Source organism: Winogradskyella echinorum, from assembly GCF_014297365.1.
Taxonomy (GTDB): Bacteria; Bacteroidota; Bacteroidia; order Flavobacteriales; family Flavobacteriaceae; genus Winogradskyella; species Winogradskyella echinorum.
On sequence record NZ_JACOQD010000002.1, the window covers coordinates 19,301 to 46,241 of the forward strand.

The following is a 26,941-nucleotide window of genomic DNA, read 5'->3' on the forward strand; positions in this document are numbered from 1 at the left end:
GATTTGCCATTCTTACATCAAAGCCTATGAAAACAAAACTACTTACTTTACTTTCAATATTATGTGTTCTAAGTGCTAAAGCACAAATAGACTTTACTGAAAATACTGTTATAGACATGTCGTTATTTATTTTAACGCCATTTGATGTTTTTCCTGCAGATTTAGATGGTGACGGAGATATAGATTTGTTGACATCAACGTATAGTGATGATAAATTGTTGTGGTTAGAAAATTTAGATGGAATTGGTAAAGATTTTGCAATGCACGAAATCTCTACAACTATTGATAACCCTTGGTCTGCACATGCAGCTGATTTAGATAATGATGGAGATTTAGATGTATTAGCGGCTGCTTTTGGTGGAGATCATGTTATTTGGTACGAAAATACAGATGGCAATGCTAATTTTGAATTTAGGCAATACATATCAGCATATGAAGCTAAAGAAGTCAGTGCTCATGATATGGATGGAGATGGAGATTTAGATGTTGTTTGGTCTTCTAATACTGACGCTAAAATTAAATGGTCTAGAAATACCGATGGTTTAGGCACTTTTGCAAGTACTTTAAATATTGAAAATAGTTTGTCTAGTCTCCCAAATTTTCAAGTTATCGATGTGGATGGAGATGATGATTTAGATGTTGTGTCCGCATGGAATTTTGATGGAGGCACCCAAGGAGTTTCATGGTACGAAAATGAAGTAGGCTCAGGAAGCTTTAGTAATAGAATTACAATTAGCTCAACAACAGCAACAGTCTCATCAGTACGTGCTGGAGATTTAGATGGTGATGGAGATATAGATGTTGCTGCTACAATTTCTGCTGAGAATAAAGTAGTTTGGTTCGAGAATACGGATGGTATTGGCACGTTTGGCCCAGAACAATTGCTGTCAGATACAGTAAACGCTGTTGTCGAAATGCGAATTACAGATTTTAATGGTGACGGAAATTTAGATATTATCGTAGCAGCTAATGATGATAATGAAACATTCTGGTTTCAAAATTTAGGCTCAGGTAATTTTAGTGCTAAAACGAGTATTGATGGTTATTTGGGTGGCATGCGCGATTTAGAAATCAGAGATTTTGATGGAGATGGAGATCAAGATTTTGTTACCGTAACTAGTGACGATAAAAATATTAAATGGTATGAAAATACAGATGGTTTAGGTGATTTTTCGCCTTATACCATTACAAAAACTGTTTCTGGAGGTAAAGTTATTACAGCTGCCGATTTAGATGGAGATGGAGATAAAGATATACTTTCGGCTTCGCATTGGGATGATAAAATCGCTTGGTTTGAAAATAAAGATGGACAAGGAGATTTTTATAATACACAAAAAATAATTTCAGAAACTTTAAATGGTGCTGGCTCAGTAGTCGCTGTTGATATTGATGGAGATGGTGATAATGATGTTATTGGAACCTCTTCATTAGATGATGATGTGGTATGGTACGAAAACACCGATGGCTTAGGCAATTTTGGTGAGGCTCAAGTTATTGAAGATGATTTATATAGTGTGAGTAAGGCATTTACTTCAGACATTGATAACGATGGAGATATCGATATCTTTTGTGTTGCTAGAGGAAAAGTGGTGTGGTATGAAAATACAGATGGATTAGGGAATTTTTCAGTACGACAAGAAATAGAATCTATAAATAATTTTACCATGTGGTCTATAGATTTTGGTGATTTAGATGGTGATGGAGATTTAGATATTTCAGTAGCTTCAAGTTACAGATTGCTGTATTTCTTAAATCTAGATGGTCAAGGTAATTTTGGTACTAGGCAAGAAATTGAGGATTTTTATTTTGATTCGGTATCAACTCAAATAGCAGATATCGACGGCGACGGAGATAATGATATTGTTTATACAGGTGATAAAACAGATACAGACTATGTTGGTTGGTCCGAAAATTTAGATGGAGCAGGCACATTTAGCGATATTAAGTTGATAACCACAATTATTAATAATCCGAAGGATGTTAGAGTTTTTGATATTGATAATGATGGAGATTTGGATGTTGTATCTGCTGCACAAGGTAATGGAGGAGTCATTGCATGGTACGAAAACACTGATGGACTTGGTGATTTTGAAAACACGCAACAAGTCATTTCTACAAGTTTGAATAGTCCTTATGATCTTTTTCCAACAGATATAAATCAAGACAATAATATAGATATTGTTTCTATTTCAAATTTAGGTAACCGAATTTTTTGGTACAATAACATGGGTGCCGCTTTAAGTAACCAAATTCGTGGTACAGCACGATTCGATCTTTTAGGTGATGGTTGTACAGTAGATGATGCCTTATTAAGCGGAATTATGGTAGTGGCCACAAATGGTACCTCATCTCAAGCTGCTTTCACTCAAGAAAACGGTGTTTTTAGAATATATACTCAAGAAGAAGGAATTGTAGATACGCAGATTACAGCACAATTACCTAATTATTATCAAGCTAATCCAACGACTTTTCAATCGGACTTTACAGGTTTTGGAAACTCAGACAATATTAATTTTTGCATTGAGCCTGTAGCCGCAATAAGTGATTTAAATGTTAGTGCGTACCCAATATTTTTTGAGCCAAGACCAGGTTTTGATACCTCGTATCGCATCGTTTATAAAAATGTAGGTACAACGCAATTAAGTGGTTCTGTCAATTTTGAATTTGATGGTTCAAAACTAAATTTTTTAAGCGCTACTGAAATGGTAAGTTCTCAAACAGCGAATGTAATAACCTTTGATTTTACAGATCTAAACCCTTTTGAAACCAAAACCATTGATTTAGATTTTAATGTCTTTCCGCCACCAACAACTAATATCGATGATGAACTTTTAACGACCGTTTCTATAAGCCCAATTTCTGGAGACATTACTGAAGAAGATAACACCTTAACGATTGAGCAAATAGTTGTTGGTTCTTATGACCCAAATGATATCACAGTTTTAGAAGGAGATGAAATCTTAATAGAAGATGCAGATAAGTATTTGCATTACTTAATTCGTTTTCAGAATACAGGAACTGCAAGTGCAATTAATGTTAAGGTAGATCATGTGCTAGATAACAAACTAGATTGGTCAACTATGCAAATAGAAAGCTTAAGTCATACAGGTCGTGTAGAAATTATGGACCAAACCGATGTGAGTTTTGTGTTCAATAATATTCATTTACCAGATAGTACTAACGATGAGCCAAATTCTCATGGGTTTATTACTTTTAAAATAAAACCAAAACCTAATGTGCAAGTTGGTGATATTATTAGTGGAGTAGCGGATATTTACTTTGATTTTAATCCTGCGATCGTAACCAATACAGTTAATACTCAAATTGTAGAACCTTTGAGTGTTAATGGTTTTAATTTTAATAATCTACAGTTATATCCTAATCCTGCGAGCGAAAAGCTAGAATTATCGTCAAGTCAGATGATTGATAAAGTTGCTATAGTTGATATAAACGGACGCATGCTTACTGAAATTGAAATTTCCGCCAGTAGTTATATTTTAGATATTTCAACTTTTTCAAAAGGTGTTTACTTCATAGAAATTCAATCAGGTAATTCTAAAGTGACCAAAAAGTTTATTAAAAATTAAGATGTCATTCTGAGCATAGCGAAGAATCTCATTAAAAAAAAGCAGACCTTTCAAGATTTAATTTTGAAAGGTTTTTTTATTGTATTTCGTTTTCCTACTTTTAAGAAAACTAATCATTTATGCTCAAAAAAGTTTTCGCTAGTGCCGTTTTTGGTGTAGAGGCTTCAACAATTACTGTTGAGGTTAATGTAGATAAAGGTGTTGGATACCATTTAGTAGGATTGCCAGATAATGCCATAAAAGAAAGTAATTATCGGATAGCAGCTGCACTTCAGAATAACAACTATAGAATTCCAGGGAAGAAGATCACTATCAACATGGCTCCTGCCGATTTACGTAAAGAAGGTTCTGCTTACGATTTAACATTAGCCATCGGTATTTTAGCTGCATCTAGCCAAATTAAAGCAGAAAACTTAGAGGATTACCTTATAATGGGTGAACTATCCTTAGATGGAAGCTTACAGCCAATTAAAGGCGCTTTGCCAATAGCTGTAAAAGCCAGAGAAGAAGGATTTAAGGGTTTTATTTTGCCAATGCAAAATGCTAAAGAAGCTGCTATTGTAGATGACTTAAAAGTCTATGGTGTAGATAATATCACCCAAGTGATTAATCATTTTGATAAAGGAGAAACCTTAGAGCAAACCATAATTAATACACGAGAAGAGTTTTACAAAAATCTCGATTTCCCAGAATTTGATTTTGCAGACGTCAAAGGACAAGAAAGTATAAAACGTTGTATGGAAATTGCGGCTGCTGGTGGTCATAATATTATTCTCATTGGTCCACCAGGTTCTGGTAAAACCATGTTGGCAAAACGTTTGCCTAGTATATTACCACCAATGACATTGCATGAAGCTTTAGAAACGACTAAAATCCATTCGGTAGTTGGTCGCGTAAAAGCACATGCAGGATTGATGGCACAACGACCTTTTAGAAGTCCACATCATACGATCTCAAATGTAGCTCTCGTAGGTGGTGGAAGCTATCCACAACCAGGTGAAATATCCTTATCGCATAATGGAGTACTTTTTTTAGATGAATTACCAGAATTTAAACGCGAAGTTTTAGAGGTAATGCGTCAACCATTAGAAGATAGAGAAGTTACGATATCTAGAGCCAAATTTACGGTAACGTATCCAAGTTCATTTATGTTAGTAGCGAGTATGAATCCGAGTCCGAGCGGTTATTTTAACGATCCAGATGCACCTATAACATCATCACCTGCTGAGATGCAACGGTATATGGGAAAAATTTCTGGACCTCTTTTAGATCGTATAGACATTCATATTGAAGTGACACCAGTACCGTTTGAAAAACTTTCTGATGACAGAAAAGGTGAGTCTTCTGTAGAAATTAGAAAACGAGTTACAAAGGCTAGAGAAAATCAAACTGAGCGCTTTAAAGAGTTAGAGAATATTCATTACAACGCACAGATGAATACGAAGCAAATTAGAAAATTTTGTAAATTAGATGAAGCGTCTTTACAGTTATTAAAGTCTGCAATGGAGCGTTTAAATTTATCTGCTAGAGCCTATGATAGAATTTTAAAAGTAGCCAGAACAATTGCAGACTTAGAAGGCTCTAAAGATGTTTTGGGAGCTCATATTAGTGAGGCTATTCAATACCGTAGTTTGGATCGCGAAGGCTGGTTAGGATAATTTTTTTGCAAACCACTGCAACCTTTTGCTTTTTTTTCATCTTATTAATAAACAATAATTATGAAAAACAAAATCTCCGCTTTAGTATTAGTTGTTATGGTTTGCTTGCAATTTACAAACTGTGACAAAGACAACGATGTTGATATAATAGATTCCGTTGCAGTAACAGTTCCTGTAATAAAATCTAAATCCGAAATAAGGAATTCAATTGCAGTTACTGGTGCAAAATCAACAAATTCAGATGGAAAAATATATGTGTATAATGATTTGCTATTTTATATAGCTCAAAATTCTGGTGTGCACATATTTAATAATCAAAACCCTGAAAGTCCTCAAAATCTGGCATTTATTCAATTAGAAGGTGTGCATGATATATCTGTGAAAAACGATATTTTGTATGCAGATAATTTCATGGATTTGGTAGTTTTTGATATTAGTAGTGTGTCATCTATTCAGCTACTAAATGTTGAAGAAGATATGTTAACATACTATGCAACATTTCCCGATGATATTTCCTATTATCAGTCCGATATATACCCATCAAATAATGATGAATTTATAGCCAATTACACAACAGTAAATATGCCAAGAGTTGTAGCTGAGGATAATGAGAATATTTATAACTGGACTACTGAGATATTTATGTTTACAGATACTGCTTTAGCTAATAATATAGGTGTTGGTGGATCTTACGCTAAATTTCAGATTTTTAATGATGCACTTTACACTATAGATGATTATAGATTATACACGTTTGATATTACGGACTATAATGATATTTCTTTAACATCAACAACTTATATGCAATCTTGGTTTGGCGGTGAGTTAGAGACGACTTATATACTTAAAGACAACTTGTTTATTGGTGCTACTAACGGTATGCATATCGTTAGTTTAGAAGATGAATTCAATCCTATTTATATGTCATCTTTTTTGCATGCTACAGGCTGTGATCCGGTTGTTGTAGAAGGTTTTACTGCTTATATTACAGTTAGAGGTGGTAATTCTTGTGGTGCTGTAGAAGATCAAATTAACGTAATTGACGTTTCAGACATTAGTGCTCCTACAGAATATTCTACATACTTTTTGTCGAATCCTTATGGTCTAGGAGTTAAAGATGAGGTATTATATGTTTGCAATGATGAAGGTATTAATGTTTTTGATGCTCAAAATCCTAGCGAGATAGTATTAGAAAATACATACAACTCTAGCGCAAAGGACATAATCCCTTTACAATCTCATTTAATTGCTGTAGGTGAAAATGTAATACATCAATATAATTATGTAGGTGATTTTGAATTAGAACTTATTAGCACAATTCAATTTTAAATAATAATAGGGATGAAGAAAATAACATTAGGATTATTAGTATTTGGAATTTTACTGTCCTGTAGTAGCGATGATGACGCATTAAATATTACAGATGATAACTTTCTGATTTTTGGCCATTTTTACGGAATGTGCGGAGGAGAAGGGTGTGTTGAAACTTTTAAACTCAATGAGAAATCACTATATGAAGATACAATTGATGATTATAGTGGGCAGAATATGGAGTTTGTTGAGTTGGAAAATGAATTGTTTGAAGAAGTTAGAGACATAGAAGATTTCTTTCCGAGTCAACTTCTTAATGAAAATGAAACAGTTTTTGGTTGTCCAGATTGTGCAGATGGAGGTGGCTTGTTTATTCAATATTCTGAAAATGGAATTTTAAAAAGTTGGAGAATCGATCAAACTAAAAGCAATGTGCCGAGTTATCTACATAATTTTATAGATAAGGTGAACGAAAAAATTGCTTTAATAAATAATTAGACGCTATATATGGCTATGCTGTAAATAAATTAAGTAGTGCTTAATTAAATTTAAGCATGCAGAGTAGATTAATTTGGATAAAAAACTTAGAATACTCATACAAAAATGTGTTAATAATGATAGGGAAGGGCAGCGTGAACTATACACGTTGCTTTCGCCTGTGCTGTATGGTATTTGTCTAAAATATATGAGGAATAAAACTGAGGCCGATGATGTGTTTCAGGATGCTTTCATAATTCTGTTTCAAAAGATTAATCAATTTAAGTTTGATGGTAGTTTCGAGGGTTGGGCAAAACGCATTTTTGTTAATGAGGCCCTTGAAGTTTTAAGGAAGAAACAACGTCAGTTATACATTGCCATTGAAGACTCTAATTTAAGTAATGATCTAGAAGATGAAATTATTAATCATCGTGTTGTTTTGTCTAAAGACGAATTGCTAAAACATATTCAGCAATTACCAGATAACTATAGAATGGTTTTTAATCTCTATTATTTTGAAAACTACAGCCACAAAGCAATTGCTAATAAATTAAAAATGGCGGAAGGAACATCAAAATCGCTATTAAGTAGAGCTAAAAACATGTTACGAGCAAAAATTAATGAGGAATTTAATATTAAGGTGTCATGAAGAAGGATGATATTAAAGACATATATGGAGATTTAGAAGCTTTTTCAAAAGAGCCTCCCAAGGAATTATGGGATAATATTGAAGCTAGGCTTCATCCTGAAAAAAAGAATAGAAGAGGATTCTTCTTTCTTTGGGGTTCAGCTGCTGCTGTTTTAATGGTGTTTCTTGGTTATTCTGTTTTTAGCGGTTCATTAGATTTAAATACTGAGCCAATTTATGATGTTACAGATATAAAGCATAAAGCTGGTAGTGATTCAATAAATAATAACGAAGTACAGGGTGTTAGTGTTGGTGACAAAGAAGCTGTGGGCAAAAACGCCGTGCAAGAACATCTAAATACTAGCAAAGAAGCATCACAAAGTGTAGCAAGTCAGAAACAATCACCTGAAACAAGTGAAATTTTAAAGCAAGATAAAGAGAACACGATTATCGTTAATAATGGGTCTGAAAATGATGAAAAAATAAAGCAACATAATGGCTATGCTCACGATTTAGAAAAATACAATACAGATAACATTGCTATAAACGATTTTAATGTTTTAAAATTGAAGAATAGAAGTCTAGTTAGCTTTAAAAATGAAAAAGCTACAGCATCTATTAATTCGGTACCTAAACTTATAGATAAACCTTCTTTAAATTTGGCTGAAGAGCTTTTAGCTATGGAGGATGATGAGCGAGACCCAATAAACCTCGATGTGCCAGGTGCACAATGGTCGGTAGAGGTTTTAGGTGGTTTATCTAATACAGTATCAGAATCATCTATTCAAGGTGCTTCGTCTAATACAACACCTCAAAATGACTTTGTTTATGCTTTAAAAGTTGGTTATGCTATTTCAAATAGGTTATCTGTAAAATCTGGTATAGGTAAGAATGTGCTAGGTCAAGAAATAGATAATATTTTATTTGCAAGTTCAGATACTTCTTTATCAATTGATACAGGAAACATTATAAGTAATCAAGAAATTTTTATTTCTAATAATTTAGAAGCATTTACTGATGTTGCCTCTGCGCCTTACAACGTAAGTGAAGGAAGTTTGCAGCAACAACTCGATTATGTGCAATTGCCATTAGAGTTGTCTTATAGTGTATTAAACGAATCAAAATATAATGTATCGTTTGGTTTTGGTGGAAATGTCAACTTTTTGACAAATAATAGAGCATACCTCGATAACCAACAGGTTGGTGAAAATTTAGGGGTTAATAAAACTATTTTTGGTGCAACGATAAACTCTAACCTTTCTTATAAGTTATCTAATGCTCTAAATCTTTTTTTAGAACCAAGTTATAACTACTTTCAAAAACCTATAGATAATAATAACCAAGATTTTAAAAACACTCAATTTAGGGCTTTGTTTGGTCTGCGATATAACTTTTAGAAATCATGTTTTGAACAAGGTAGCGCTTTAAGGTTAAAATTTGAATTTCATATATTAGTCTTCTAACTCATTTAGATTTCTATGAAAACACGCTACCTAATTCTTTTCTTATGTATTGTTAATTTAAGTTGTAATTCTGAAAAGGATAAAAAAACCGAAATTTCAACAGCTCAAATAGAAAAAGTTGCTAAACCAACTCTAAACCTCGAACAAGCCAATCGATTGGCAGAGTTACCTCTGGCTTGTGTTGGTACTGAATACCCTAATAAACTAGGGCAAACCTTAGGAGGTGATGAGGATTTAAAATCACCAAAAGAATTACACCCTACGTTTTATGGCTGTTTTGATTGGCACTCTGCTGTGCATGGACATTGGAGCTTGGTAAGTTTATTACGTCAATTTCCGGAATTAGATAAGAAGGTTGAAATAATTAACTTTTTAACTAATAGTATTTCAAAAGAAAACATAGAGCAAGAACTCTTATATTTTGATGGTGTACACAATAAATCCTTTGAGCGAACATATGGTTGGGCTTGGTTGTTAAAACTTGCGGAAGAACTTCATTTTTGGGATAATAAGGTGGCTAGAGAATTAGAAGCTAATCTTCAACCTTTAACAGATTTAATAGTTGATAAATATTTAGAGTTTTTACCTAAACTATATTATCCTATTAGAGTAGGCGAGCATCCTAATACAGCATTTGGGTTAAGTTTTGCTTATGATTATGCTGTAACTGTTGGTAATACCGAATTAAAATCTTTAATAGAACAACGTGCTAAAGATTTTTATGGAAATGACAAATCTTGTCCAATTAGTTGGGAGCCAAGTGGTTTTGATTTTTTGTCACCATGTTTAGAAGAAGCAGCTTTAATGAAACGTGTTTTGTCTAAAGATGAATTTAAAGTTTGGGCAGTTGATTTTTTACCTCAATTAAAAGACAAAACATTTGTTATGGAAACCGGTAAAGTATCGGATAGATCTGATGGAAAACTTGTGCATTTAGACGGTGTCAACTTTTCAAGAGCTTGGAGTCTTAACTACATTGCTAATAATTTACCAGCTTATGCACATCTTAAAAATGTTGCTAATCAGCATATCAATTATTCTTTACCTAGTATAGTTGGTGACAGTTACGAAGGTGGACATTGGCTTGGGAGTTTTGCAATTTATGCGCTAAATTCTATTGAAGAATGATTAAAAAGTTCTTTAAAAATATTGGACCAGGTCCATTGGTTGCAGCTGCATTTATTGGGCCAGGCACTGTTACAATCTGTACATTGGCAGGTGTTAATTTTGGTTATGCTTTGTTGTGGGCAATGGTATTGTCTGTATTTGCTACCATCGTTCTACAAGAGATGGCAGCGCGTTTAGGAATTGTATCGCAAAAAGGTTTGTCTGAAATAATAAGAAGTGAGATTAAAAGCCCAGTATTAAAAACGATAGCTATCATTTTAATATTAAGTGCTATTGTTGTTGGTAATGCAGCTTATGAAGCAGGAAACATTAGTGGTGGAGCTTTAGGGATGCAAACAATTTTTGGTAATCCTATAATTGAATTAGGTAGCTTAAAGCTTAATATTTTGAGCTTAATAATTGGCATTTTTGCTTTTGTCTTGCTCTATATTGGTAATTATAAGGTTTTAGAAAAGGTATTAATATTTATGGTGGTAATTATGAGTTTGGCATTTTTGCTAACAGCAATTATTACTAAACCAAATATTGCAGAAATATTAAAAAGTGTTTTTGTGCCTAAATTTCCAAAAGATAGTATTCTCACAATTATTGGTTTGGTAGGGACTACAGTTGTACCGTACAATTTGTTTTTACATGCTTCATTAGCAAAAACTAAATGGAAACATAAAAGTGATTTAGGGTTTGCTAGAAAGGATACTATTATTGCTGTAGTGTTGGGAGGAATCGTCTCAATGAGTATTATTATTTCTGCATCTTCAATTAATGGTGGAGAGATTGCTAATGCATCAGATTTAGCAAAGGGATTAGAGCCTCTTTTTGGCAGTTATGCAAAGTATTTTTTGTCTATAGGTTTATTTGCAGCCGGAATTACAAGTGCCATAACAGCACCTTTAGCGGCAGCCTATGTTGCAAGCGGTTGTTTAGGTTGGGATTCTAATTTAAAATCAAGTAGATTTAGAGCTGTTTGGATTATTATTTTAGGTTTAGGGGTTTTATTTTCTACCATAGGTTTTAAGTCAATAGAGATTATAAAATTTGCACAAATAACAAATGGTTTGTTACTGCCAATTATTGCGGGCTTTTTAATTTGGGTAATGAATAAATCTATAATTCTAGGCGATTATAAAAATTCTAAACTTCAGAATATATTTGGTATTATGATTTTAATAATCACTATCTTTTTAGGTGTAAAAGGGATTTTAAGTGTCTTTAAATTAATCTAGATGCAAATAGATATTAACGCAGATGTCGGAGAAGGGGTTGGAAATGAGGTGGATATAATGCCATTTATATCTTCGTGTAATATTGCTTGTGGTGGTCATGCAGGGGATTTGCAATCAATGACTACAGTTGTAAGGTTAGCTAAAAAGTATAAGGTTAAAATTGGAGCACATCCTTCTTTTCCAGACAAAAAGAACTTTGGAAGGGAGATATTGCAAATGACTGCCGCCGATTTGTTTTCTAGTTTAAGGCAACAAATTAGAATGTTTCAAAATGTGCTGCATTCAGAAAACGAATTACTTCATCACATAAAGCCTCATGGAGCACTGTATAATTTGGTGGCAAAAGATGAGAAAACTGCTAAGGTTCTTGTTGAGGTTATTAAAAGTATTGAGTTACCTATAAAATTGTATGCACCTTATGATTCAGTAATTGCTAAAGTTGCAAAATTTGAAAATATCGAAGTTACTTACGAAGCTTTTGCGGATAGAAATTATAATGCTGATTTGTCATTGGTCAGTCGGCAAAATAAAAACGCCTTAATCCTAAAAAAGGAAAGTGTTTTTAATCATGTAAAGCATATTCTTAAGACGCAAAAGGTAATGGTTATAACTGGCGAAAAAGTGTCAATTAAAGCATCAACATTTTGTGTTCATGGTGACACAAAAAATGCTGTTGAAATTTTAAAATATTTACACCAAGAATTGAGTAATAATCAAATTTATATTCGTTAATTTTTATGTTGTATCATCTTCAATATTCACGCTTTAATGAGTGTTCTGTTTTAATAGAATGGCCAGAGCTAATTAATGAAGATATATTAAAAAACATTTTGAATTTTAAAAATAAAATTGAAAATAGTCATATTAAACATTTACTTGAAGTAATAAATACATATTCCTCAATATTAATTATATATAAAAGAGCTATTGATAATGTCAATGATGAAATATTAAGGCTTAGAGACGTATATTCTGGGTTAAGTGGCTTAGATATTTCTATTGACAAAACTTGGCACATACCAGTTTGTTATGATAGTGAATTTGCAGTAGATTTAGATCAATTTTCAAAAGCAAAATATCTTTCAAATTCAGAAATTATTAGGCTGCATTCTCAAACAATTTACACGGTTTATTTTATTGGTTTTTTACCTGGATTTTTATACTTAGGAGGGCTAGATTCTAAATTATTTTTTGATAGAAAATCGACGCCTAATCTCAGTGTAAAAAAAGGATCAGTTGCTATTGGTGGAAAGCAAACCGGTATTTACCCGCAAGATAGTCCTGGAGGTTGGCATGTTATTGGAAATTCACCGATAGATTTGTTTAATTCAAATAACAAGACTCCATGTTTTATTAAAGCTGGAGATAAAATTCAGTTCAAACCAATTAGTATTTCAGATTATAATTCAATTAAAGAAAGTGTTTGCTCGTCAACATTCGATTTAAACTCTTTATTACAATGATTAAAGTTATACAACCTGGCTTTTTCACTTCAATACAAGATAAAGGACGTTTTGGCTACCGATCTAATGGTGTTCCTGTTTCTGGTGCTATGGATTTATACTCTAGTCATTTTGCTAATGCGTTATTAGGAAACCCAGATGATTGTGCTACATTAGAAATTACTATGGTTGGCCCAACACTTCAATTATGTAAACCAACAACTATTGTTATTTCTGGAGCCTTTATGAATCCAAAACTGAACGGTAAACCTATTGAAATGAATACAATTATCACAGTTAAAAGTAATGATATTCTAAGTTTTGGGCGAGTAGAAAAGGGGCTAAGATGTTATTTAGCTATAAAAGAAGGTTTTAAGTCTAAAGTAGTTTTTAACAGCAGAAGCATGTATACCAATATTACTAGTGCTGTACGTTTAAAAAAAGATGATATTGTAGATTATTTAGCTGATAATCAGGTGAGTCCTAGTTTTAATGCTCATGTGAAGTTCAATGATTCTGTTTTAGAAAATGATTTTCTAGAAGTGTTTAAAGGACCAGAATTCGATAAGTTGTCTCTGGAGCAAAAGAATGCTATATTAAATAAAGAGCTAAAAGTTTCAAAATTTAATAGTAGAATGGCTTATCAATTACTGCCATTAGTTGAAAATTATTTAAAACCTATTTTAACGGCTCCAGTTTTGCCAGGCACTGTGCAATTAACTCCTTTAGGACAGTTAATTGTATTAATGAGAGATTGCCAAACCACTGGTGGTTATCCTCGAATTCTCCAACTTACTGAGCAGTCCATTAATAATTTAAGTCAAAAAAGCACAGGAAGCATCCTAAAAATCAGACTAAAAGACTAGTTGCGTAAGAAAATTTATCATAAAACCTTGTGGTCTGCGATAAATTATCTAATTTTAAATTTAATTCCCTATAATTCCTCTTAACCCTCAATTGGTATAATTATACTAATCCATTAATCTATAAAACTAACTAAAATGAGTAAACCAAAAGGTTTAATTACACCGCAACAGGCAAAAGAATTAAATGATGCATACACCGAACGTTGCAAGCTTATCAGCACTAATATTACAAAACGACCAGACAATAGATCTTCTTGGTATTCATTGAAAGATTTAAGAACGTTTTTAGATTTAGCAGAAGCACAGGCTAAAGAATTAGGTTATGAAATGGATGGAGTAAGAATTTATTGTGGTGCATATCCAACGGTAAATGATAAAGTTGGTTATTCTACATCCTTTATTGTTCCGACGGCAAGTAATAAGATTGGAGATGGTCATAGTCATGATATTTCAAACGCTAATGGTTTAAATTTAGGGCATGATGGTGTACCGCCTGACGCTAATTATCCTCAATAAATAATTTATTAAAAGAATTTCAAAATAGATTTTTTTGAAACACATATTAATTTAAACAGCTTATTATGAAAAAATTAGGAACACTCATCTTTGGTATTATTTTAGGAGCTCTAGCTATGTATTTATATTACAATTATTATGGAGTCGGAATGGAGCAGCCACCAATTGGTGCTCCTAAAGGAATTATTACCCCAAAAGAAGCAATAGCTCTAGATAAAGCTTTTAACATAAAGCACAGAATTATAAATGATTCTTTGTTTAAGGATACTAAAATAAAGGATAATAGATCGTCTTGGTGGTCTATAGAAGATATTCAAAGTTATATTAATTATGCCGAGAATCAAGCAGGTGAATTAGGTTATTCAATGGATGGCTTGCGTGTGTATCTAGGATCTCATCCTTCAATAAATGGGCAGGCAGGTTTAACCACAATGTTTTTAATACCAACAGGTAAATTAAATACATCTCAAGGAAATATATTGCCTATCTTCCAAGGTCCAAGCAACGATATTAAGGGAGCTGATGGATTAAATTTGGGGCATGATGGTGTTCCACCTAGTTCTAATTATCCTCAGTAATAAATTATGGATGAATTTCTTAAATCTAATTATGGTTATATTATAACTTTAATTGAGTTTATAGCAGCATTTACTGGAGTAATCTTATATAAAAAATATAAGCATACTCATGTTAAATACTTAATTTACTTTCTTGTATATACGTTTTTCATAGATACAATAGGTGATTATCCTTCTATACTTAAAAAATTAGGTTATTTTCATTTAATTAAAGGTACTTTAATAGAGAGTAACTATTGGTGGTACACTATATTTTGGTGGATAGGACTGTCAGTTATAATGGTTTATTTAAATTACCGAGTAGTAAAAACAATTCGATTTAAAAAAATTCTCAAATATGGTTTTTATTTATATTCATTGCAAGTTGTCTTGTATATTGTGTTTAGGTTCGAAAACTTATTCAGTCATGAAAGATATATAACCATATCTAGTTTGTGGATAATCTTATTAAGCATTGTTATCTACTTTTTTGAGACTTTGAAATCTGAAAAGATAATTTTGTTTTATAAATCAGTTTACTTTTATTTTAATACTGTATTTTTTATTTGGGTTTTAATAATTATCCCAATGAATTTTTTTGAAGTTTATAATGTATTAGAAGACTGGAATTATGTTCTTTTTAAATGGAAAATATACTTAACACTCAACTTTTTTCTTTATTTCACCCTGTCGGCTGCATTGATATTTTGCAAGCCGGAGAGCGAATAATAAGTACAAAGGCAGAACGGAATTTTATTATATACATGATTGTTGTAATAATTGTCGTATGCATTTTAGTTATTCTTTTCTTTATGGTGTATCAAAAGCGAAAAAACCAACTTTTACTAAGAAACGTTGAACAGCAGAAAAGGTTTGATGAAGAACTCATAAAAACCCAACAAGAAATACAAGAAGAAACCTTAAAACAAGTTGGGCGAGAGTTACACGATAATATTGGTCAAATGCTCGTAATGTCCACAATGCAAATGAATGCGGCAGCAAAAGTGGTTGGTGATGAGGCTAAAAATAAAGTCAATAATGCGTCAGAAGCTTTAAAAGCAACTTTAGAAGAGGTCAGAGCCTTGTCTAAATCATTAAATAGTGACGTTATTTTTAATTTGGGTTTTGATGCAACGGTTAAAAATGAAGTAGAACGCTTAAATAAAACCGGATTAATTGAAGCTAGTTTATCAATAACTGGAGAGAAGGTTAATTTTGAAAATAAAAAAGACGAAATTATATTGTTTCGCATTCTTCAAGAGTTTTTCTCAAATACCTTAAAATATGCTGAAGCTGAAACCCTGAATTTAACCTTAGCTTATAACGAGAAATATTTAAAAATTGAAGTCAATGACGATGGAAATGGTTTTAATATAGATGCTGCTGAAAAAGGTTCTGGATTAATAAATATGGAAAAAAGAGCTGAATTAATTAAGGCAACCTATCAATTAGAGTCTCAACCTAAAAAAGGTACCAAAATCATATTAAAATATCCTTATAAAATTATTTAGCTGGTACAAGCATTCCAAAGTACATCATTTGGCAATGGTGCAGTTATAATAAGTTCTTCCTTTTTTACAGGATGTATAAAGCGCAGTGTTCTTGCATGCAAACTAATACTAGCATCTTTGTTACTTCGGTCAAAACCATATTTTAGATCCCCTTTAATAGGGCAACCAATAGACGCCAATTGAGTACGTATTTGGTGATGTCGACCTGTTTCTAAATCTACTTCTAGTAAGTAAAAATTGTCAAGCTTTTTAATGATGTTGTAATGTAGAATTGCTTTTTTACTGCCTTCAATCTCTTTAGAGAAAGCTGCAGATTTATTGTTTTTAGGATTCTTCTTTAACCAGTTAACGAGTGTATCATTAGTTTTTGGTGGCTGATTTTTTACTAAAGCCCAATACGTCTTTTTAGCTTTCTTTTCAGCAAATAATTTGTTAAGTCGTGGTAAAGCTTTGCTGGTTTTAGAGAATAATACTATTCCTGTTGTTGGTCTGTCCAATCGATGAACAACACCTAAATAAACATTACCAGGTTTATTATATTTCTCAGCTATATATTCTTTTACAACTTCACTTAAAGGTTTATCACCTGTTTTATCACCTTGTACAATATCTCCAGCTCGTTTGTTGACTACGATAATATGGTTGTCTTCGTATAAAACTTGAAGATTATTTTTATTAGATAATATTTTAGACAAATTAGATTTGTTAGATAGTTAGATAATTAGATAGCTAGAGTTGCTCGATTATTTAATTTAATGTTGATTTGAATTTTGAAATCATTTTAATAATCTCGTTTAATTCCGATAGAAAAGGTTGAAGCTCGTCTTCAGAAATAAATTTCAAATCGTGTGAAATTAATAACTGTGTTTCTATTTCGTATGCTGAACCTATTGATATTTGTAAAAAACGCGAAAAATCTTTTTTAGATTTTCTAGAAGATCTCTCTGCTATATTAGATGGAATTGAAACTGAAGCTCTTCTTAATTGATTTGTCAAACCAAATTTCTCAGAATCAGGAAATTTCGATGTAACCTCATAAATTTTAGAACAGAGTAATCGACTTCTTTTCCAGATTTGTAACTCTTTAAATTTATGCGCCATAATCTAAAAATCTAAATAGTCTAGAAATCTAAAAATTCATATTAATACTGCTCTTTATCATTCGGAAAATCACCACCTTTAACATCTTCACCATATTGGGTAAAAGCATTAGTCATTTCTTCATATAAATTCATGTAACGTCTTAAAAAACGAGGATTAAACTCATGCGTCATACCAATCATATCGTGAGTAACTAAAACTTGTCCATCAACACCATTACCTGCACCAATTCCTATTACAGGTATAGAAACACTTTCGGCAACTTCTTTAGCTAAAGCAGCTGGTATTTTTTCTAATACAATACCAAAACAGCCTGCTTTTTCTAGCATTAGCGCATCTTCTTTAAGTTGTTGGGCTTCTTGTTCTTCTTTGGCCCTTACTGTGTAGGTTCCAAATTTATAGATAGATTGAGGTGTTAGACCTAAATGACCCATTACCGGAATACCAGCATGTAAAATGCGTTTTATAGAGTCTTTTACCTCTTTACCACCTTCCATTTTTACAGCATGTCCTCCAGATTCTTTCATAATTCTAATAGCAGAACGTAATGCTTCTTTAGGATCACTTTGGTAGCTTCCAAAAGGCAAATCTACCACAACTAAACAGCGTTCAATGGCTCTTACAACAGAAGAGGCATGGTAAATCATTTGGTCTAAAGTAATTGGCAACGTAGTTTCATGACCAGCCATAACGTTACTTGCTGAATCACCAACTAAAATAACATCGATACCTGCACCATCTACAATTTTTGCCATCGTGTAGTCATATGCAGTAAGCATAGATATTTTTTCGCCTCTAGATTTCATATCTACAAGACTTTTTACTGTAATTCTTTTATATTCTTTTTTTGCTACTGACATGTTGTTTTTATTAGTTGATTGTAAAAATAATAAAATAGAGTAATAGCCAGTTATAATTATGTTTCAAATGAATAAAATATTATTTTGTACATTATTTTCTAAATTAAACTCGCATGTTAAAAAAAATAGTCACTTTGGTTTTTATGTTTTTTTTTATTTTGGTTTTCTCTCAAGATGATAAGAAGTTGACTAAAGTTTCATATACATTTGATCTTAATTTGAATAGTTATTCAGAGGGCATTCCATATAAAGCTGAATTATATTTCAATGACAGCCTAAGTCTTTTTGTTTATAATTCTGTTAAACTGGAAGGTGTTGCTGGTTTTCGTAAAATGGTTAAAGATAGAACAGGAAGAGTTGATGGTATATCTTTTTTTAGAAATTATGATGAAATTGGACTTAAGTTTTACTTGAAAATTAATGATAGAGAGTTGACATCAAGGCAATTGTCTTATGAGCTATACGAAAGTATAGTAAGAGAAAAAGATATTAATTTTAATTGGCAGATTACTAAAGAAACTAAAACTATTGGGAATTATTTGTGTTATAAGGCAACAACAGAAAATTTTAGAGGACGTAATTATGAGGTTTGGTTTACATATGACATACCAATTGCAACTGGTCCATGGAAATTTCATGGATTGCCAGGTTTAATTATTGAAGTTCATGACGATAAAGATTTGATTAATATTACTTTTAATGAATTGAATAAAATTGATCAAAATGATATAGAACTTGAAAAGCCAATTAGTGAAAATGATCAAAATTCAATTGATTATAATAGACCTGATTTTGAAAACGTTTATACTTTAGAGATGTACCTTGAGGAATGTTTTCGACTCTATTTGAATTATGTTGATAGGCAAAAAGATGCTATAATTCAAGGTTTATTGCCAAGTAATGCTACTCATCCTTCTTATGTCAATATAGAATATAATAAAGACCAAATAAAGCTTTTAAATCAATATCATCAAATTGAATATAGCGATTATGAAAAGTCGAAAGAAATTAAAGACACAAAAGACTAACCATTAATAAACTTTAAACATATGAAACATTTACTATTAATCTTTAGCTTATTGTTTACAATGATATTAAATGCCCAAAAATCTGAATCTGATAATGTGAAAGCTGTAATTGTTGATTTTTTTGACGCATTCCATAAGCAAGATACAACGGCCTTGAAAGCTATGGTTACAGACAAAATTATACTTCAATCTATATCAACCAATAAAGATGGTAAAACTGTATTAAAGGAAGACGACTTTGGTAAATTCATGAAAAACATTGCTAGTATTCCTAAAGATAGAACTTTTGAGGAAAAACTATTAGACTTTAGTATTCAAGTAGATGGTAATATGGCCAATGCATGGACACCTTACGAGTTTTGGTATCAAGGAAAATTTAGTCATTGTGGTGTTAATTCTTTTCAGCTAATAAAAGACGATAAGAAATGGAAAATTATTTATTTAGTGGATACAAGACGAAGAGAGAACTGTAATAAAAATTCCAAAAACTAAAATCCAAATTACAAAAACATAAGAGTAAGAGTTCCTTCCCTTTGGGAAGGTTAGGAAGGGCTTAACAATCCGTTAAATGAACACCAACAGCCAAACCACCTTCAGACGTTTCTTTATACTTCGTATTCATATCTTTTGCCGTTTCCCACATGGTATTAACGACTTTGTCTAATGGCACTTTTACGTTATTAGGATCTGTTTCTAAAGCTAATTCTGCAGCATTTATAGCTTTTATGGCTCCCATAGAATTTCGCTCTATACAAGGTATTTGTACTAAACCTCCAATAGGATCGCAGGTTAAACCTAAGTGATGCTCCATAGCAATTTCTGCAGCAACTAAAACTTGCTCTGGAGTTCCGCCTAATAATTCAGTTAATGCTCCTGCGGCCATTGCAGAAGATACACCGATTTCCGCTTGACAACCTCCCATTGCAGCACTAATTGTGGCACCTTTTTTAAAGATACTGCCAATTTCACCAGCAACTAAAAGGAATTTTTTAACATGCTCAAAATCGGCTTCGTGGTTTTCAATTACCATGTAATACATTAATACAGCAGGAATAACACCAGCACTGCCATTAGTAGGTGCTGTAACCACTCTGCCTAAAGAGGCATTAACTTCGTTTACAGCTAATGCAAAACAGCTTACCCATTTTAAAATCTGGCGAAATTTCACCTCAGTTTTTCGTATGGATTCAAGCCATTCTTGTGGTGTGTTGTATTTATTTTCGCCAATTAAATTTTTGTGCATATCATAGGCACGTCTTCTTACGTTAAGACCACCAGGTAAGTTGCCTTCTGTGTGGCAACCTGTGTACATGCATTCTAACATGGTGTTCCATATGCGTTTTAATTCAAAATCTATAGAATCTGTATCACGTATGGATTTTTCATTCTCTAAAACCACACCAGAAATAGGAAGGTCTAATTGTTGGCAAAACTTAAGTAGTTCTTCACCATATGATACAGGATAAGGAAATGTACAGTAGAAAATAATTTTGTTAGCTTTAGAAATCTTACGTTCTTCTTGTACCACAAATCCGCCACCAATGGAGTAGTAGGTAGATTTATAATTTCTGCCATTTATTAAAGCACTAAACGACATGCCATTAGAATGAAATGGTAAAACCTTACGGTTAAAAATAATATCGTCCTTAAAATTAAAAGGAAGCTCTTTTTCCTTATTAAAATGAAGTGTATTAGTACTTTTTATAGTAGCTATTGTACTATCTATGCTTTCAACAGGAACATATTCAGGATCTGCACCACTTAACCCTAGCATTACAGCATAATCAGTAGCGTGTCCTTTTCCTGTTAGAGATAACGAACCGTATAAATCAACAGTAATTTTTTCAACCTTTTCAAAACGGTTTTTAGCTTTAAGCTCTTTTATCCAACGTTCTGCTGCTCGCCAAGGGCCTAAGGTATGAGAACTCGATGGTCCTACACCAATTTTTAGCATATCAAAAACAGAAATACATTCCATTTAAACAATCAATTTAGTCTAAACAAATATACATTTTGTTTGCATTGATGATATAAAAAAAACAGCTTTGATTTTTATAACCAAAACTGTTTGAATTTATTTAGTTTTCTGAGAATTATTCTACGTATTGCATAACCTCTGATAAATTATTAACATCAAGGTCAATGCTATTTACTAGATCTACAGGTAATACTACAATTCTAAATGTTTGACCAATACGATCAGCTTCTGGTAATGTACTACGGTCAAAAGTAGGAGGTGCATATATGAATAGGTCTACAAAATCGAAATTATGATCAAAAGTATATTGAAACTCATTTCCATTGTCAGTGTAGACAATTTCTGGAAGCGGCCTCCAAATGTCATAGCCCTCGTTATCAATTCCTACAAGTCTGTATGTTAAAACCATATCCGATTCAATTAATTCAATATTAAGAGGAATTTCTAAACTTGCCTGATAATCTGGATTTATAAAGTTTACGGTTCCTTCAAAAGATTGACCAACAAAATTAACTCCATCGAAACCCGGAGGTCCTTGTTCTCCTTCGCAAGCGGTTAATAATAATGCAAATACTGTAATAAATGATAATATGCGTTTCATGATTTAATGATTTAAGATTGTTTTTTATTCATATATGTACGTACTTATTACAATGACGTTACTTCTACATGAATATTTGTTTAATGATATCAAAACTAATACCAAAGTAGAAATTAGTGCGAATAATTTTTAAAAAATAAATCTGACATCATGTCACATTTTTTGTCATGGCATAATCATTGACTAATTATAATTGAGTTTAAAAAAATAAAACGCAACAAAACACACATATAAATTATGAGTAAAATTATTGGAATTGATTTAGGTACAACCAACTCTTGTGTTTCTGTAATGGAAGGTAACGAGCCAGTTGTAATCCCAAACGCTGAAGGTAAGAGAACAACACCTTCGGTTATCGCCTTTGTAGAAGGTGGAGAAATTAAGGTTGGTGATCCAGCAAAAAGACAAGCAGTAACAAACCCAACAAAAACAGTTTATTCTATTAAACGTTTTATGGGTAATAAGTATTCTGAATCTAAGAAAGAGGCAGAACGTGTACCATATAAAGTGGTAAAAGGAGACAACGATACTCCACGTGTAGATATCGATGGTCGTTTATATACTCCACAAGAATTATCAGCTATGATTCTTCAAAAAATGAAGAAAACTGCTGAAGATTATTTAGGGTCAGACGTAAGTAGAGCAGTAATTACTGTACCAGCTTATTTTAATGATGCACAACGTCAGGCGACAAAAGAAGCCGGCGAAATAGCAGGATTAAAAGTAGAACGTATTATTAATGAGCCTACTGCGGCAGCATTAGCTTACGGTATGGATAAAAAAGGTACAGACCAAAAAATCGTAGTTTTCGATTTTGGTGGTGGTACGCATGATGTTTCTATCCTTGAGTTAGGTGACGGAGTTTTCGAAGTATTATCTACAGATGGTGATACACACTTAGGTGGTGATGATGTAGATGAGAGAATTATCGATTGGTTAGCGGAAGAGTTTATAAAGGACGAAGATATGGACTTACGTAAAGACCCAATGGCATTACAACGTCTTAAGGAAGCAGCTGAAAAAGCAAAGATAGAATTATCATCTTCTGCTCAAACAGAAATTAACTTGCCTTATGTAACGGCAACAGCTAGTGGACCAAAACACTTAGTACGTACATTAACACGTTCTAAATTTGAGCAATTAATAGATGATTTAATCAAACGTACTATTGAACCATGTGAAACGGCACTGAAAGCAGCAGGTTTATCTAAATCTGATATTGACGAGGTGATTTTAGTAGGTGGTTCTACACGTATTCCAGCAGTACAAGAAGCGGTTGAAAAATTCTTCGGAAAAGCGCCAAGTAAAGGTGTAAATCCTGATGAAGTTGTTTCTTTAGGAGCAGGTATCCAAGGTGGTGTATTAACTGGTGATGTAAAAGACGTTCTTTTATTAGACGTCACTCCATTATCTCTTGGTATTGAAACTATGGGTAATGTAATGACGAAGTTGATTGAAGCAAATACTACGATTCCAACAAAGAAATCGCAAGTATTCTCAACAGCAGCAGATAATCAGCCATCGGTAGAAATTCACGTATTACAAGGTGAGCGTCCTATGGCAGCAGATAACAAAACGATAGGTCGTTTCCACTTAGATGGCATTCCACCAGCAAGAAGAGGAACACCTCAGATTGAAGTAACGTTTGATATTGATGCCAATGGTATCATAAAAGTATCTGCAGAAGATAAAGCGACTGGTAAGAAACAAGATATCAGAATTGAAGCTTCTTCAGGATTAACAGAAGAAGAAATTGCTAAAATGAAGCAAGAAGCGGAAGCAAATGCGGAAGCAGATGCTAAAGCTAAAGAGACAGCAGATAAGTTGAATAGTGCTGATGCTATGATTTTTCAAACTGAAAGTCAGCTGAAAGAATTTGGTGATAAATTATCTGATGATAAGAAGAAGCCAATTGAAGATGCACTTGAAGAATTGAAAAAAGCATACGAGACAAAAGACATCGCTGTTATCGACCCAGCTTTAGAGAAAATCAACGAAGCATGGAAAGTAGCAAGTGAAGAAATGTACAAAGCACAAGCAGAAGCTCAAGGCGGAGCTGCAGGTCCTGAAGCAGGAGCGCAAGGTCAACCAGAAGCTGAAGGTGATAATGTAGAAGACGTAGACTTCGAAGAGGTCAAATAATCGTGATTTGTCATTCTGAACTTGTTTCAGAATCTCGAATATAAAGAAAAACGCAATCCTCAATTGGATTGCGTTTTTTTGTTTTTAACTCTTTTTCATTCCTGCGAAGACAGGAATCCAGTTTATATTTTTCTTTATTAATTAGATTCCTGCCTTCATAGGAATGACAGCAGGATTAGTTTCGTATTTTCGCAACATTTCTAAGTTATATGGAATTCACAAAACAAATAAAATCAACCCAAAACCCAAAACGCTTAGCGGTTAAGCTCAACGCAAAAGGGGAGCAATTCGTTGTAAAGGGGCATCCTTGGGTGTTTTCTAATAGTATAGTAAAGATTAATGACGATGCCAAAACAGGCGATTTAGCCATAGTTTTTAGTAAGAATAAAAATAAAGTTGTGGGTTTAGGATTATATGATGCTAACTCACCAATTAGAATAAAAATTATTCATAATGCCGACACTAAAGCTGTAATAAATGCTGCTTTTTTTCATCATAAAATTGAATTGGCTTTTGAGAAACGTTATGAGTTGTTACAAACAAATACAAACAGTTATCGTCTATTATTTGGTGAAAATGATGGTTTTCCTGGCTTAATAGCAGATGTTTACGATTCGGTTTTGGTTGTAAAACTATATTCCGAAATTTGGTTACCATACTTAGAATCTATTTTAAAGAGCCTGCAACAAGTTGCTAGAGCAAATACAGTTGTAATTCGTTTAAGTCGTGGGTTACAAAACAGTAAAAATCATTCATTAAAAGATGGTGAAGTTGTTTATGGAGATTTAGAAAACGAAGTGGTTCAGTTTGTAGAACATGGAGTTAACTTCAGTGCTAATGTAATTAAAGGTCATAAAACAGGTTACTTCTTAGATCATAGAGCTAATAGAAAGCGAGTAGGTGAGTTGAGTAAGGGAAAATCGGTTTTAGATGTATTTTCTTATGCTGGTGGATTTTCAGTTCATGCTTTAGCTAATGGTGCAACAGAGGTCACCAGTTTAGATATAAGTAAACAAGCACTAGATATTGCTCGCGAAAATGGAAAGTTGAATGATTATTCCGGAATGCACAAAACCATTTCTGGCGATGCATTTAAAGAAATGAAAGCTTTAATCGAAAAAGGGAAAACTTTTGATGTAGTAGTCATAGATCCTCCAAGTTTTGCAAAACAACAATCAGAAATAGATTTAGCAAAAAAGAAATATGCACAGTTAGCGGAACTAGGTGAGCAGCTTACTGCAAAAAACGGACTTTTGGTTTTAGCATCATGTTCTTCTAGAATTTTAGCCCAATCTTTCTTTGATTTAAATCAACGTGTTTTAAATTCACAAGCAAGACTTTTTGAAACTGTTCTTAAAACGAAGCACGATAGTGATCATCCAATTAGTTTTCTTGAAGGTGCTTATTTAAAATGTGGTTACTACAGATTTTTAGAATAAAAGTATTATGCATGCATAATATTTGTGTTATATTTGCTATTCAAATTTCAAATTATGACATCCCAACTGACGCAACTTCTTAATATCAAATACCCAATCATTCAAGCACCAATGTTTTTAGTTTCTAATGTTGCTATGGTAACAGAAGCTATGAAAGCAGGTATTGCTGGTTGTATTCCTGCATTAAACTATAGAACGCTCGATGAGTTAAGAGCCGCAATTAAAGAATTAAAAGCTAATAAAGTAGAGGGAGGTTCATTTGGGTTTAATTTAATTGTAAATAAGTCTAACGTAAAATATAAAGGACAATTAGAAGTACTATGCGAGGAAGGTTGTGATTTTATAATTACCTCATTAGGAAGTCCAGAAGAAACCATAAGACAAGCACATGCTGTAGGCATCAAGGTTTTTTGTGATGTTACCGATTTAAAATTTGCTAAAAAGGTAGAACAACTCGGAGCAGATGCAGCCATTGCGGTTAATAATGAAGCTGGTGGACACAGAGGAAACCTAACACCAGAGCAGTTAACAAGCTTATTAAACAAAGAGCTAAGTATTCCTGTAATTTCAGCAGGTGGCGTTGGTTGTAAAGCAGATATAGATAAAATGTTGAGTTACGGAGCAGAAGGTGTTTCTGTGGGTAGCCCATTTATTGCATCAGTAGAAGCAGGCGTTACCGAAGAATATAAGCAAGCTTGTGTGGATTATGGTGCAAAAGATATAATAATGACAGAACGTATTTCGGGTACACCATGCACAGTCATTAATACTCCTTATGTTCAAAAAATAGGAACAAAGGCAACTTGGATTGAAAATATGCTAAATAAAAATCGTAAACTCAAAAAATGGGTTAAAATGATACGTTTTTCAATAGGTATGAGAGCTACAGAAAAAGCAGCAAAAAAAGCAACTTACAAAACTGTATGGGTTGCAGGTCCGAGTATTGAGCATACTAAGGCAATTCTTCCAGTAAAAGCTATTGTGGCAAAACTTACAACCTAAGTGCAGCAATTGCTTCTTCTGTCTTTTTCTTTTTTCTCCTTTTACCAGTAAAAATATTAAAACTATAGCTGGCGGTTAAACCACCAAGTGAGGTGGCAATAGCTTCACTTGCATCAAATTTCCCACTTATTATGTAGCCATCATATATTTCTTTAGAAAGACCAGCTAAAGTAGAAAGACCGAGGCTATACCAAAAGGCTTTCTTTTTATTTTTGGTTTTGGAATAGACTAAGGCGTAAGTTCCACTAGAGATTGCTGCTCCTGTTAAAAAATGTAAGCCATCATCGCTTATAGTAACTTGTGCAGAACTGAAATTAAAAATTGCAAAAGCAATTAGTGTAAGTAAAATTTTCATTATTTTGTTAGGGTTAGTTGCGAGCAAAGTATACTTTTAATATACATATCACTTCATTAATCGATTGA

At 32.8% G+C, this 26,941-nt stretch carries 25 protein-coding genes; 19 read left to right on the forward strand and 6 right to left on the reverse strand.

The window, feature by feature from the left end; translation table 11 throughout:
• The first annotated feature begins 26 nt into the window (after positions 1-26).
• The 14 genes from H8K90_RS07245 to H8K90_RS07310 all read left to right on the forward strand — a co-directional run bounded on the left by H8K90_RS07245 (position 27) and on the right by H8K90_RS07310 (position 16,367).
• Positions 27-3,587, forward strand: coding sequence for a T9SS type A sorting domain-containing protein (locus H8K90_RS07245; RefSeq protein ID WP_186845299.1), 3,561 nt, complete (start codon positions 27-29; stop codon positions 3,585-3,587).
• Positions 3,588-3,706: 119 nt separating this feature from the next.
• Complete coding sequence (locus tag H8K90_RS07250; protein WP_186845300.1) at positions 3,707-5,245, forward strand: YifB family Mg chelatase-like AAA ATPase; 1,539 nt, start codon at positions 3,707-3,709, stop codon at positions 5,243-5,245.
• A gap of 60 nt (positions 5,246-5,305) precedes the next feature.
• Positions 5,306-6,574 carry an LVIVD repeat-containing protein gene (locus H8K90_RS07255; RefSeq protein ID WP_186845301.1) on the forward strand — a complete coding sequence of 423 codons (1,269 nt, stop codon included), beginning with the start codon at positions 5,306-5,308 and terminating at the stop codon, positions 6,572-6,574.
• Between the two features lie 12 nt (positions 6,575-6,586).
• Positions 6,587-7,054: a hypothetical protein gene (locus H8K90_RS07260; protein ID WP_186845302.1), complete on the forward strand. Its 468-nt coding sequence runs from the start codon at positions 6,587-6,589 to the stop codon at positions 7,052-7,054.
• Between the two features lie 73 nt (positions 7,055-7,127).
• Entirely contained in the window at positions 7,128-7,682 is a 555-nt protein-coding gene (locus H8K90_RS07265) for an RNA polymerase sigma factor (protein ID WP_186845303.1), read from the forward strand.
• Entirely contained in the window at positions 7,679-9,058 is a 1,380-nt protein-coding gene (locus H8K90_RS07270) for an outer membrane beta-barrel protein (protein WP_186845304.1), read from the forward strand. Before H8K90_RS07265 ends, H8K90_RS07270 begins: the two co-directional genes overlap by 4 nt.
• Positions 9,059-9,139: 81 nt before the next feature.
• The gene (locus H8K90_RS07275) at positions 9,140-10,252 is read left to right on the forward strand and encodes a DUF2891 domain-containing protein (RefSeq protein ID WP_186845305.1); all 1,113 of its coding nucleotides are present in this window, start codon (positions 9,140-9,142) and stop codon (positions 10,250-10,252) included.
• Positions 10,249-11,475 (forward strand): Nramp family divalent metal transporter, encoded by a 1,227-nt coding sequence (locus H8K90_RS07280; RefSeq protein WP_186845306.1) that lies wholly within the window; start codon positions 10,249-10,251, stop codon positions 11,473-11,475. The genes H8K90_RS07275 and H8K90_RS07280 overlap by 4 nt, the downstream gene beginning before the upstream one ends.
• Complete coding sequence (gene pxpA, locus H8K90_RS07285) at positions 11,476-12,207, forward strand: 5-oxoprolinase subunit PxpA (RefSeq protein WP_186845307.1); 732 nt, start codon at positions 11,476-11,478, stop codon at positions 12,205-12,207.
• 5 nt (positions 12,208-12,212) lie between these two features.
• Positions 12,213-12,938: a 5-oxoprolinase subunit PxpB gene (pxpB, locus tag H8K90_RS07290; protein ID WP_186845308.1), complete on the forward strand. Its 726-nt coding sequence runs from the start codon at positions 12,213-12,215 to the stop codon at positions 12,936-12,938.
• Positions 12,935-13,783: a 5-oxoprolinase subunit C family protein gene (locus H8K90_RS07295; RefSeq protein WP_186845309.1), complete on the forward strand. Its 849-nt coding sequence runs from the start codon at positions 12,935-12,937 to the stop codon at positions 13,781-13,783. Before pxpB ends, H8K90_RS07295 begins: the two co-directional genes overlap by 4 nt.
• Before the next feature lie 135 nt (positions 13,784-13,918).
• Positions 13,919-14,299: a hypothetical protein gene (locus H8K90_RS07300; RefSeq protein ID WP_186845310.1), complete on the forward strand. Its 381-nt coding sequence runs from the start codon at positions 13,919-13,921 to the stop codon at positions 14,297-14,299.
• A gap of 65 nt (positions 14,300-14,364) precedes the next feature.
• Positions 14,365-14,877, forward strand: coding sequence for a hypothetical protein (locus H8K90_RS07305; protein ID WP_186845311.1), 513 nt, complete (start codon positions 14,365-14,367; stop codon positions 14,875-14,877).
• 623 nt (positions 14,878-15,500) lie between these two features.
• On the forward strand, positions 15,501-16,367 hold the full coding sequence (locus H8K90_RS07310; protein WP_246457612.1) for a sensor histidine kinase: 867 nt from the start codon (positions 15,501-15,503) through the stop codon (positions 16,365-16,367).
• Here the strand turns inward: H8K90_RS07310 and H8K90_RS07315 are convergent.
• From H8K90_RS07315 to panB, 3 genes are read right to left on the reverse strand one after another with little or no spacing between them, the layout of a single operon-like run.
• Complete coding sequence (locus H8K90_RS07315; RefSeq protein ID WP_186845312.1) at positions 16,364-17,062, reverse strand: RluA family pseudouridine synthase; 699 nt, start codon at positions 17,060-17,062, stop codon at positions 16,364-16,366. The two genes, H8K90_RS07310 and H8K90_RS07315, sit on opposite strands and share 4 nt — an antisense overlap.
• A gap of 52 nt (positions 17,063-17,114) precedes the next feature.
• On the reverse strand, positions 17,115-17,468 hold the full coding sequence (locus H8K90_RS07320) for a four helix bundle protein (RefSeq protein ID WP_186845313.1): 354 nt from the start codon (positions 17,466-17,468) through the stop codon (positions 17,115-17,117).
• 41 nt (positions 17,469-17,509) lie between these two features.
• Entirely contained in the window at positions 17,510-18,328 is an 819-nt protein-coding gene (gene panB, locus H8K90_RS07325) for a 3-methyl-2-oxobutanoate hydroxymethyltransferase (RefSeq protein WP_186845314.1), read from the reverse strand.
• A gap of 113 nt (positions 18,329-18,441) precedes the next feature.
• Here panB and H8K90_RS07330 point away from each other — a divergent pair, with 113 nt between their 5' ends.
• Positions 18,442-19,356, forward strand: a complete 915-nt coding sequence (locus H8K90_RS07330) for a GLPGLI family protein (protein WP_186845315.1) — start codon at positions 18,442-18,444, stop codon at positions 19,354-19,356.
• 21 nt (positions 19,357-19,377) lie between these two features.
• On the forward strand, positions 19,378-19,848 hold the full coding sequence (locus H8K90_RS07335) for a nuclear transport factor 2 family protein (RefSeq protein ID WP_186845316.1): 471 nt from the start codon (positions 19,378-19,380) through the stop codon (positions 19,846-19,848).
• Positions 19,849-19,909: 61 nt separating this feature from the next.
• Here the strand turns inward: H8K90_RS07335 and H8K90_RS07340 are convergent, their stop codons facing one another.
• Together H8K90_RS07340 and H8K90_RS07345 are read right to left on the reverse strand one after the other, a co-directional pair.
• Positions 19,910-21,334: an L-serine ammonia-lyase gene (locus H8K90_RS07340; protein ID WP_186845317.1), complete on the reverse strand. Its 1,425-nt coding sequence runs from the start codon at positions 21,332-21,334 to the stop codon at positions 19,910-19,912.
• A gap of 115 nt (positions 21,335-21,449) precedes the next feature.
• Positions 21,450-21,935 (reverse strand): dihydrolipoamide dehydrogenase, encoded by a 486-nt coding sequence (locus tag H8K90_RS07345; protein ID WP_186845318.1) that lies wholly within the window; start codon positions 21,933-21,935, stop codon positions 21,450-21,452.
• Positions 21,936-22,172: 237 nt separating this feature from the next.
• Here H8K90_RS07345 and dnaK point away from each other — a divergent pair, with 237 nt between their 5' ends.
• The 3 genes from dnaK (at position 22,173) to H8K90_RS07360 (ending at position 26,518) form a co-directional block, all read left to right on the forward strand.
• Positions 22,173-24,077 carry a molecular chaperone DnaK gene (dnaK, locus tag H8K90_RS07350; RefSeq protein ID WP_186845319.1) on the forward strand — a complete coding sequence of 635 codons (1,905 nt, stop codon included), beginning with the start codon at positions 22,173-22,175 and terminating at the stop codon, positions 24,075-24,077.
• Positions 24,078-24,286: 209 nt separating this feature from the next.
• On the forward strand, positions 24,287-25,516 hold the full coding sequence (locus tag H8K90_RS07355) for a class I SAM-dependent rRNA methyltransferase (RefSeq protein WP_186845320.1): 1,230 nt from the start codon (positions 24,287-24,289) through the stop codon (positions 25,514-25,516).
• Positions 25,517-25,570: 54 nt separating this feature from the next.
• Positions 25,571-26,518, forward strand: a complete 948-nt coding sequence (locus tag H8K90_RS07360) for an NAD(P)H-dependent flavin oxidoreductase (protein ID WP_186845321.1) — start codon at positions 25,571-25,573, stop codon at positions 26,516-26,518.
• Here H8K90_RS07360 and H8K90_RS07365 read toward each other — a convergent pair.
• The gene (locus H8K90_RS07365) at positions 26,508-26,873 is read right to left on the reverse strand and encodes a hypothetical protein (protein WP_186845322.1); all 366 of its coding nucleotides are present in this window, start codon (positions 26,871-26,873) and stop codon (positions 26,508-26,510) included. The genes H8K90_RS07360 and H8K90_RS07365 overlap by 11 nt on opposite strands.
• Between the last annotated feature and the right edge of the window lie 68 nt (positions 26,874-26,941).

What these genes read in the sequence shown, in the direction of transcription:
- H8K90_RS07245 (WP_186845299.1), top strand. Translation starts at nt 27, where the DNA reads ATGAAAACAAAACTACTTACTTTACTTTCAATATTATGTGTTCTAAGT.
- H8K90_RS07250 (WP_186845300.1), top strand. Translation starts at nt 3,707, where the DNA reads ATGCTCAAAAAAGTTTTCGCTAGTGCCGTTTTTGGTGTAGAGGCTTCA.
- H8K90_RS07255 (WP_186845301.1), top strand. Translation starts at nt 5,306, where the DNA reads ATGAAAAACAAAATCTCCGCTTTAGTATTAGTTGTTATGGTTTGCTTG.
- H8K90_RS07260 (WP_186845302.1), top strand. Translation starts at nt 6,587, where the DNA reads ATGAAGAAAATAACATTAGGATTATTAGTATTTGGAATTTTACTGTCC.
- H8K90_RS07270 (WP_186845304.1), top strand. Translation starts at nt 7,679, where the DNA reads ATGAAGAAGGATGATATTAAAGACATATATGGAGATTTAGAAGCTTTT.
- H8K90_RS07275 (WP_186845305.1), top strand. Translation starts at nt 9,140, where the DNA reads ATGAAAACACGCTACCTAATTCTTTTCTTATGTATTGTTAATTTAAGT.
- H8K90_RS07280 (WP_186845306.1), top strand. Translation starts at nt 10,249, where the DNA reads ATGATTAAAAAGTTCTTTAAAAATATTGGACCAGGTCCATTGGTTGCA.
- pxpA (WP_186845307.1), top strand. Translation starts at nt 11,476, where the DNA reads ATGCAAATAGATATTAACGCAGATGTCGGAGAAGGGGTTGGAAATGAG.
- pxpB (WP_186845308.1), top strand. Translation starts at nt 12,213, where the DNA reads ATGTTGTATCATCTTCAATATTCACGCTTTAATGAGTGTTCTGTTTTA.
- H8K90_RS07295 (WP_186845309.1), top strand. Translation starts at nt 12,935, where the DNA reads ATGATTAAAGTTATACAACCTGGCTTTTTCACTTCAATACAAGATAAA.
- H8K90_RS07300 (WP_186845310.1), top strand. Translation starts at nt 13,919, where the DNA reads ATGAGTAAACCAAAAGGTTTAATTACACCGCAACAGGCAAAAGAATTA.
- H8K90_RS07305 (WP_186845311.1), top strand. Translation starts at nt 14,365, where the DNA reads ATGAAAAAATTAGGAACACTCATCTTTGGTATTATTTTAGGAGCTCTA.
- H8K90_RS07310 (WP_246457612.1), top strand. Translation starts at nt 15,501, where the DNA reads ATGGAAAATATACTTAACACTCAACTTTTTTCTTTATTTCACCCTGTC.
- H8K90_RS07320 (WP_186845313.1), bottom strand. Translation starts at nt 17,468, where the DNA reads ATGGCGCATAAATTTAAAGAGTTACAAATCTGGAAAAGAAGTCGATTA.
- panB (WP_186845314.1), bottom strand. Translation starts at nt 18,328, where the DNA reads ATGTCAGTAGCAAAAAAAGAATATAAAAGAATTACAGTAAAAAGTCTT.
- H8K90_RS07330 (WP_186845315.1), top strand. Translation starts at nt 18,442, where the DNA reads ATGTTAAAAAAAATAGTCACTTTGGTTTTTATGTTTTTTTTTATTTTG.
- H8K90_RS07335 (WP_186845316.1), top strand. Translation starts at nt 19,378, where the DNA reads ATGAAACATTTACTATTAATCTTTAGCTTATTGTTTACAATGATATTA.
- H8K90_RS07340 (WP_186845317.1), bottom strand. Translation starts at nt 21,334, where the DNA reads ATGGAATGTATTTCTGTTTTTGATATGCTAAAAATTGGTGTAGGACCA.
- H8K90_RS07345 (WP_186845318.1), bottom strand. Translation starts at nt 21,935, where the DNA reads ATGAAACGCATATTATCATTTATTACAGTATTTGCATTATTATTAACC.
- dnaK (WP_186845319.1), top strand. Translation starts at nt 22,173, where the DNA reads ATGAGTAAAATTATTGGAATTGATTTAGGTACAACCAACTCTTGTGTT.
- H8K90_RS07355 (WP_186845320.1), top strand. Translation starts at nt 24,287, where the DNA reads ATGGAATTCACAAAACAAATAAAATCAACCCAAAACCCAAAACGCTTA.
- H8K90_RS07360 (WP_186845321.1), top strand. Translation starts at nt 25,571, where the DNA reads ATGACATCCCAACTGACGCAACTTCTTAATATCAAATACCCAATCATT.
- H8K90_RS07365 (WP_186845322.1), bottom strand. Translation starts at nt 26,873, where the DNA reads ATGAAAATTTTACTTACACTAATTGCTTTTGCAATTTTTAATTTCAGT.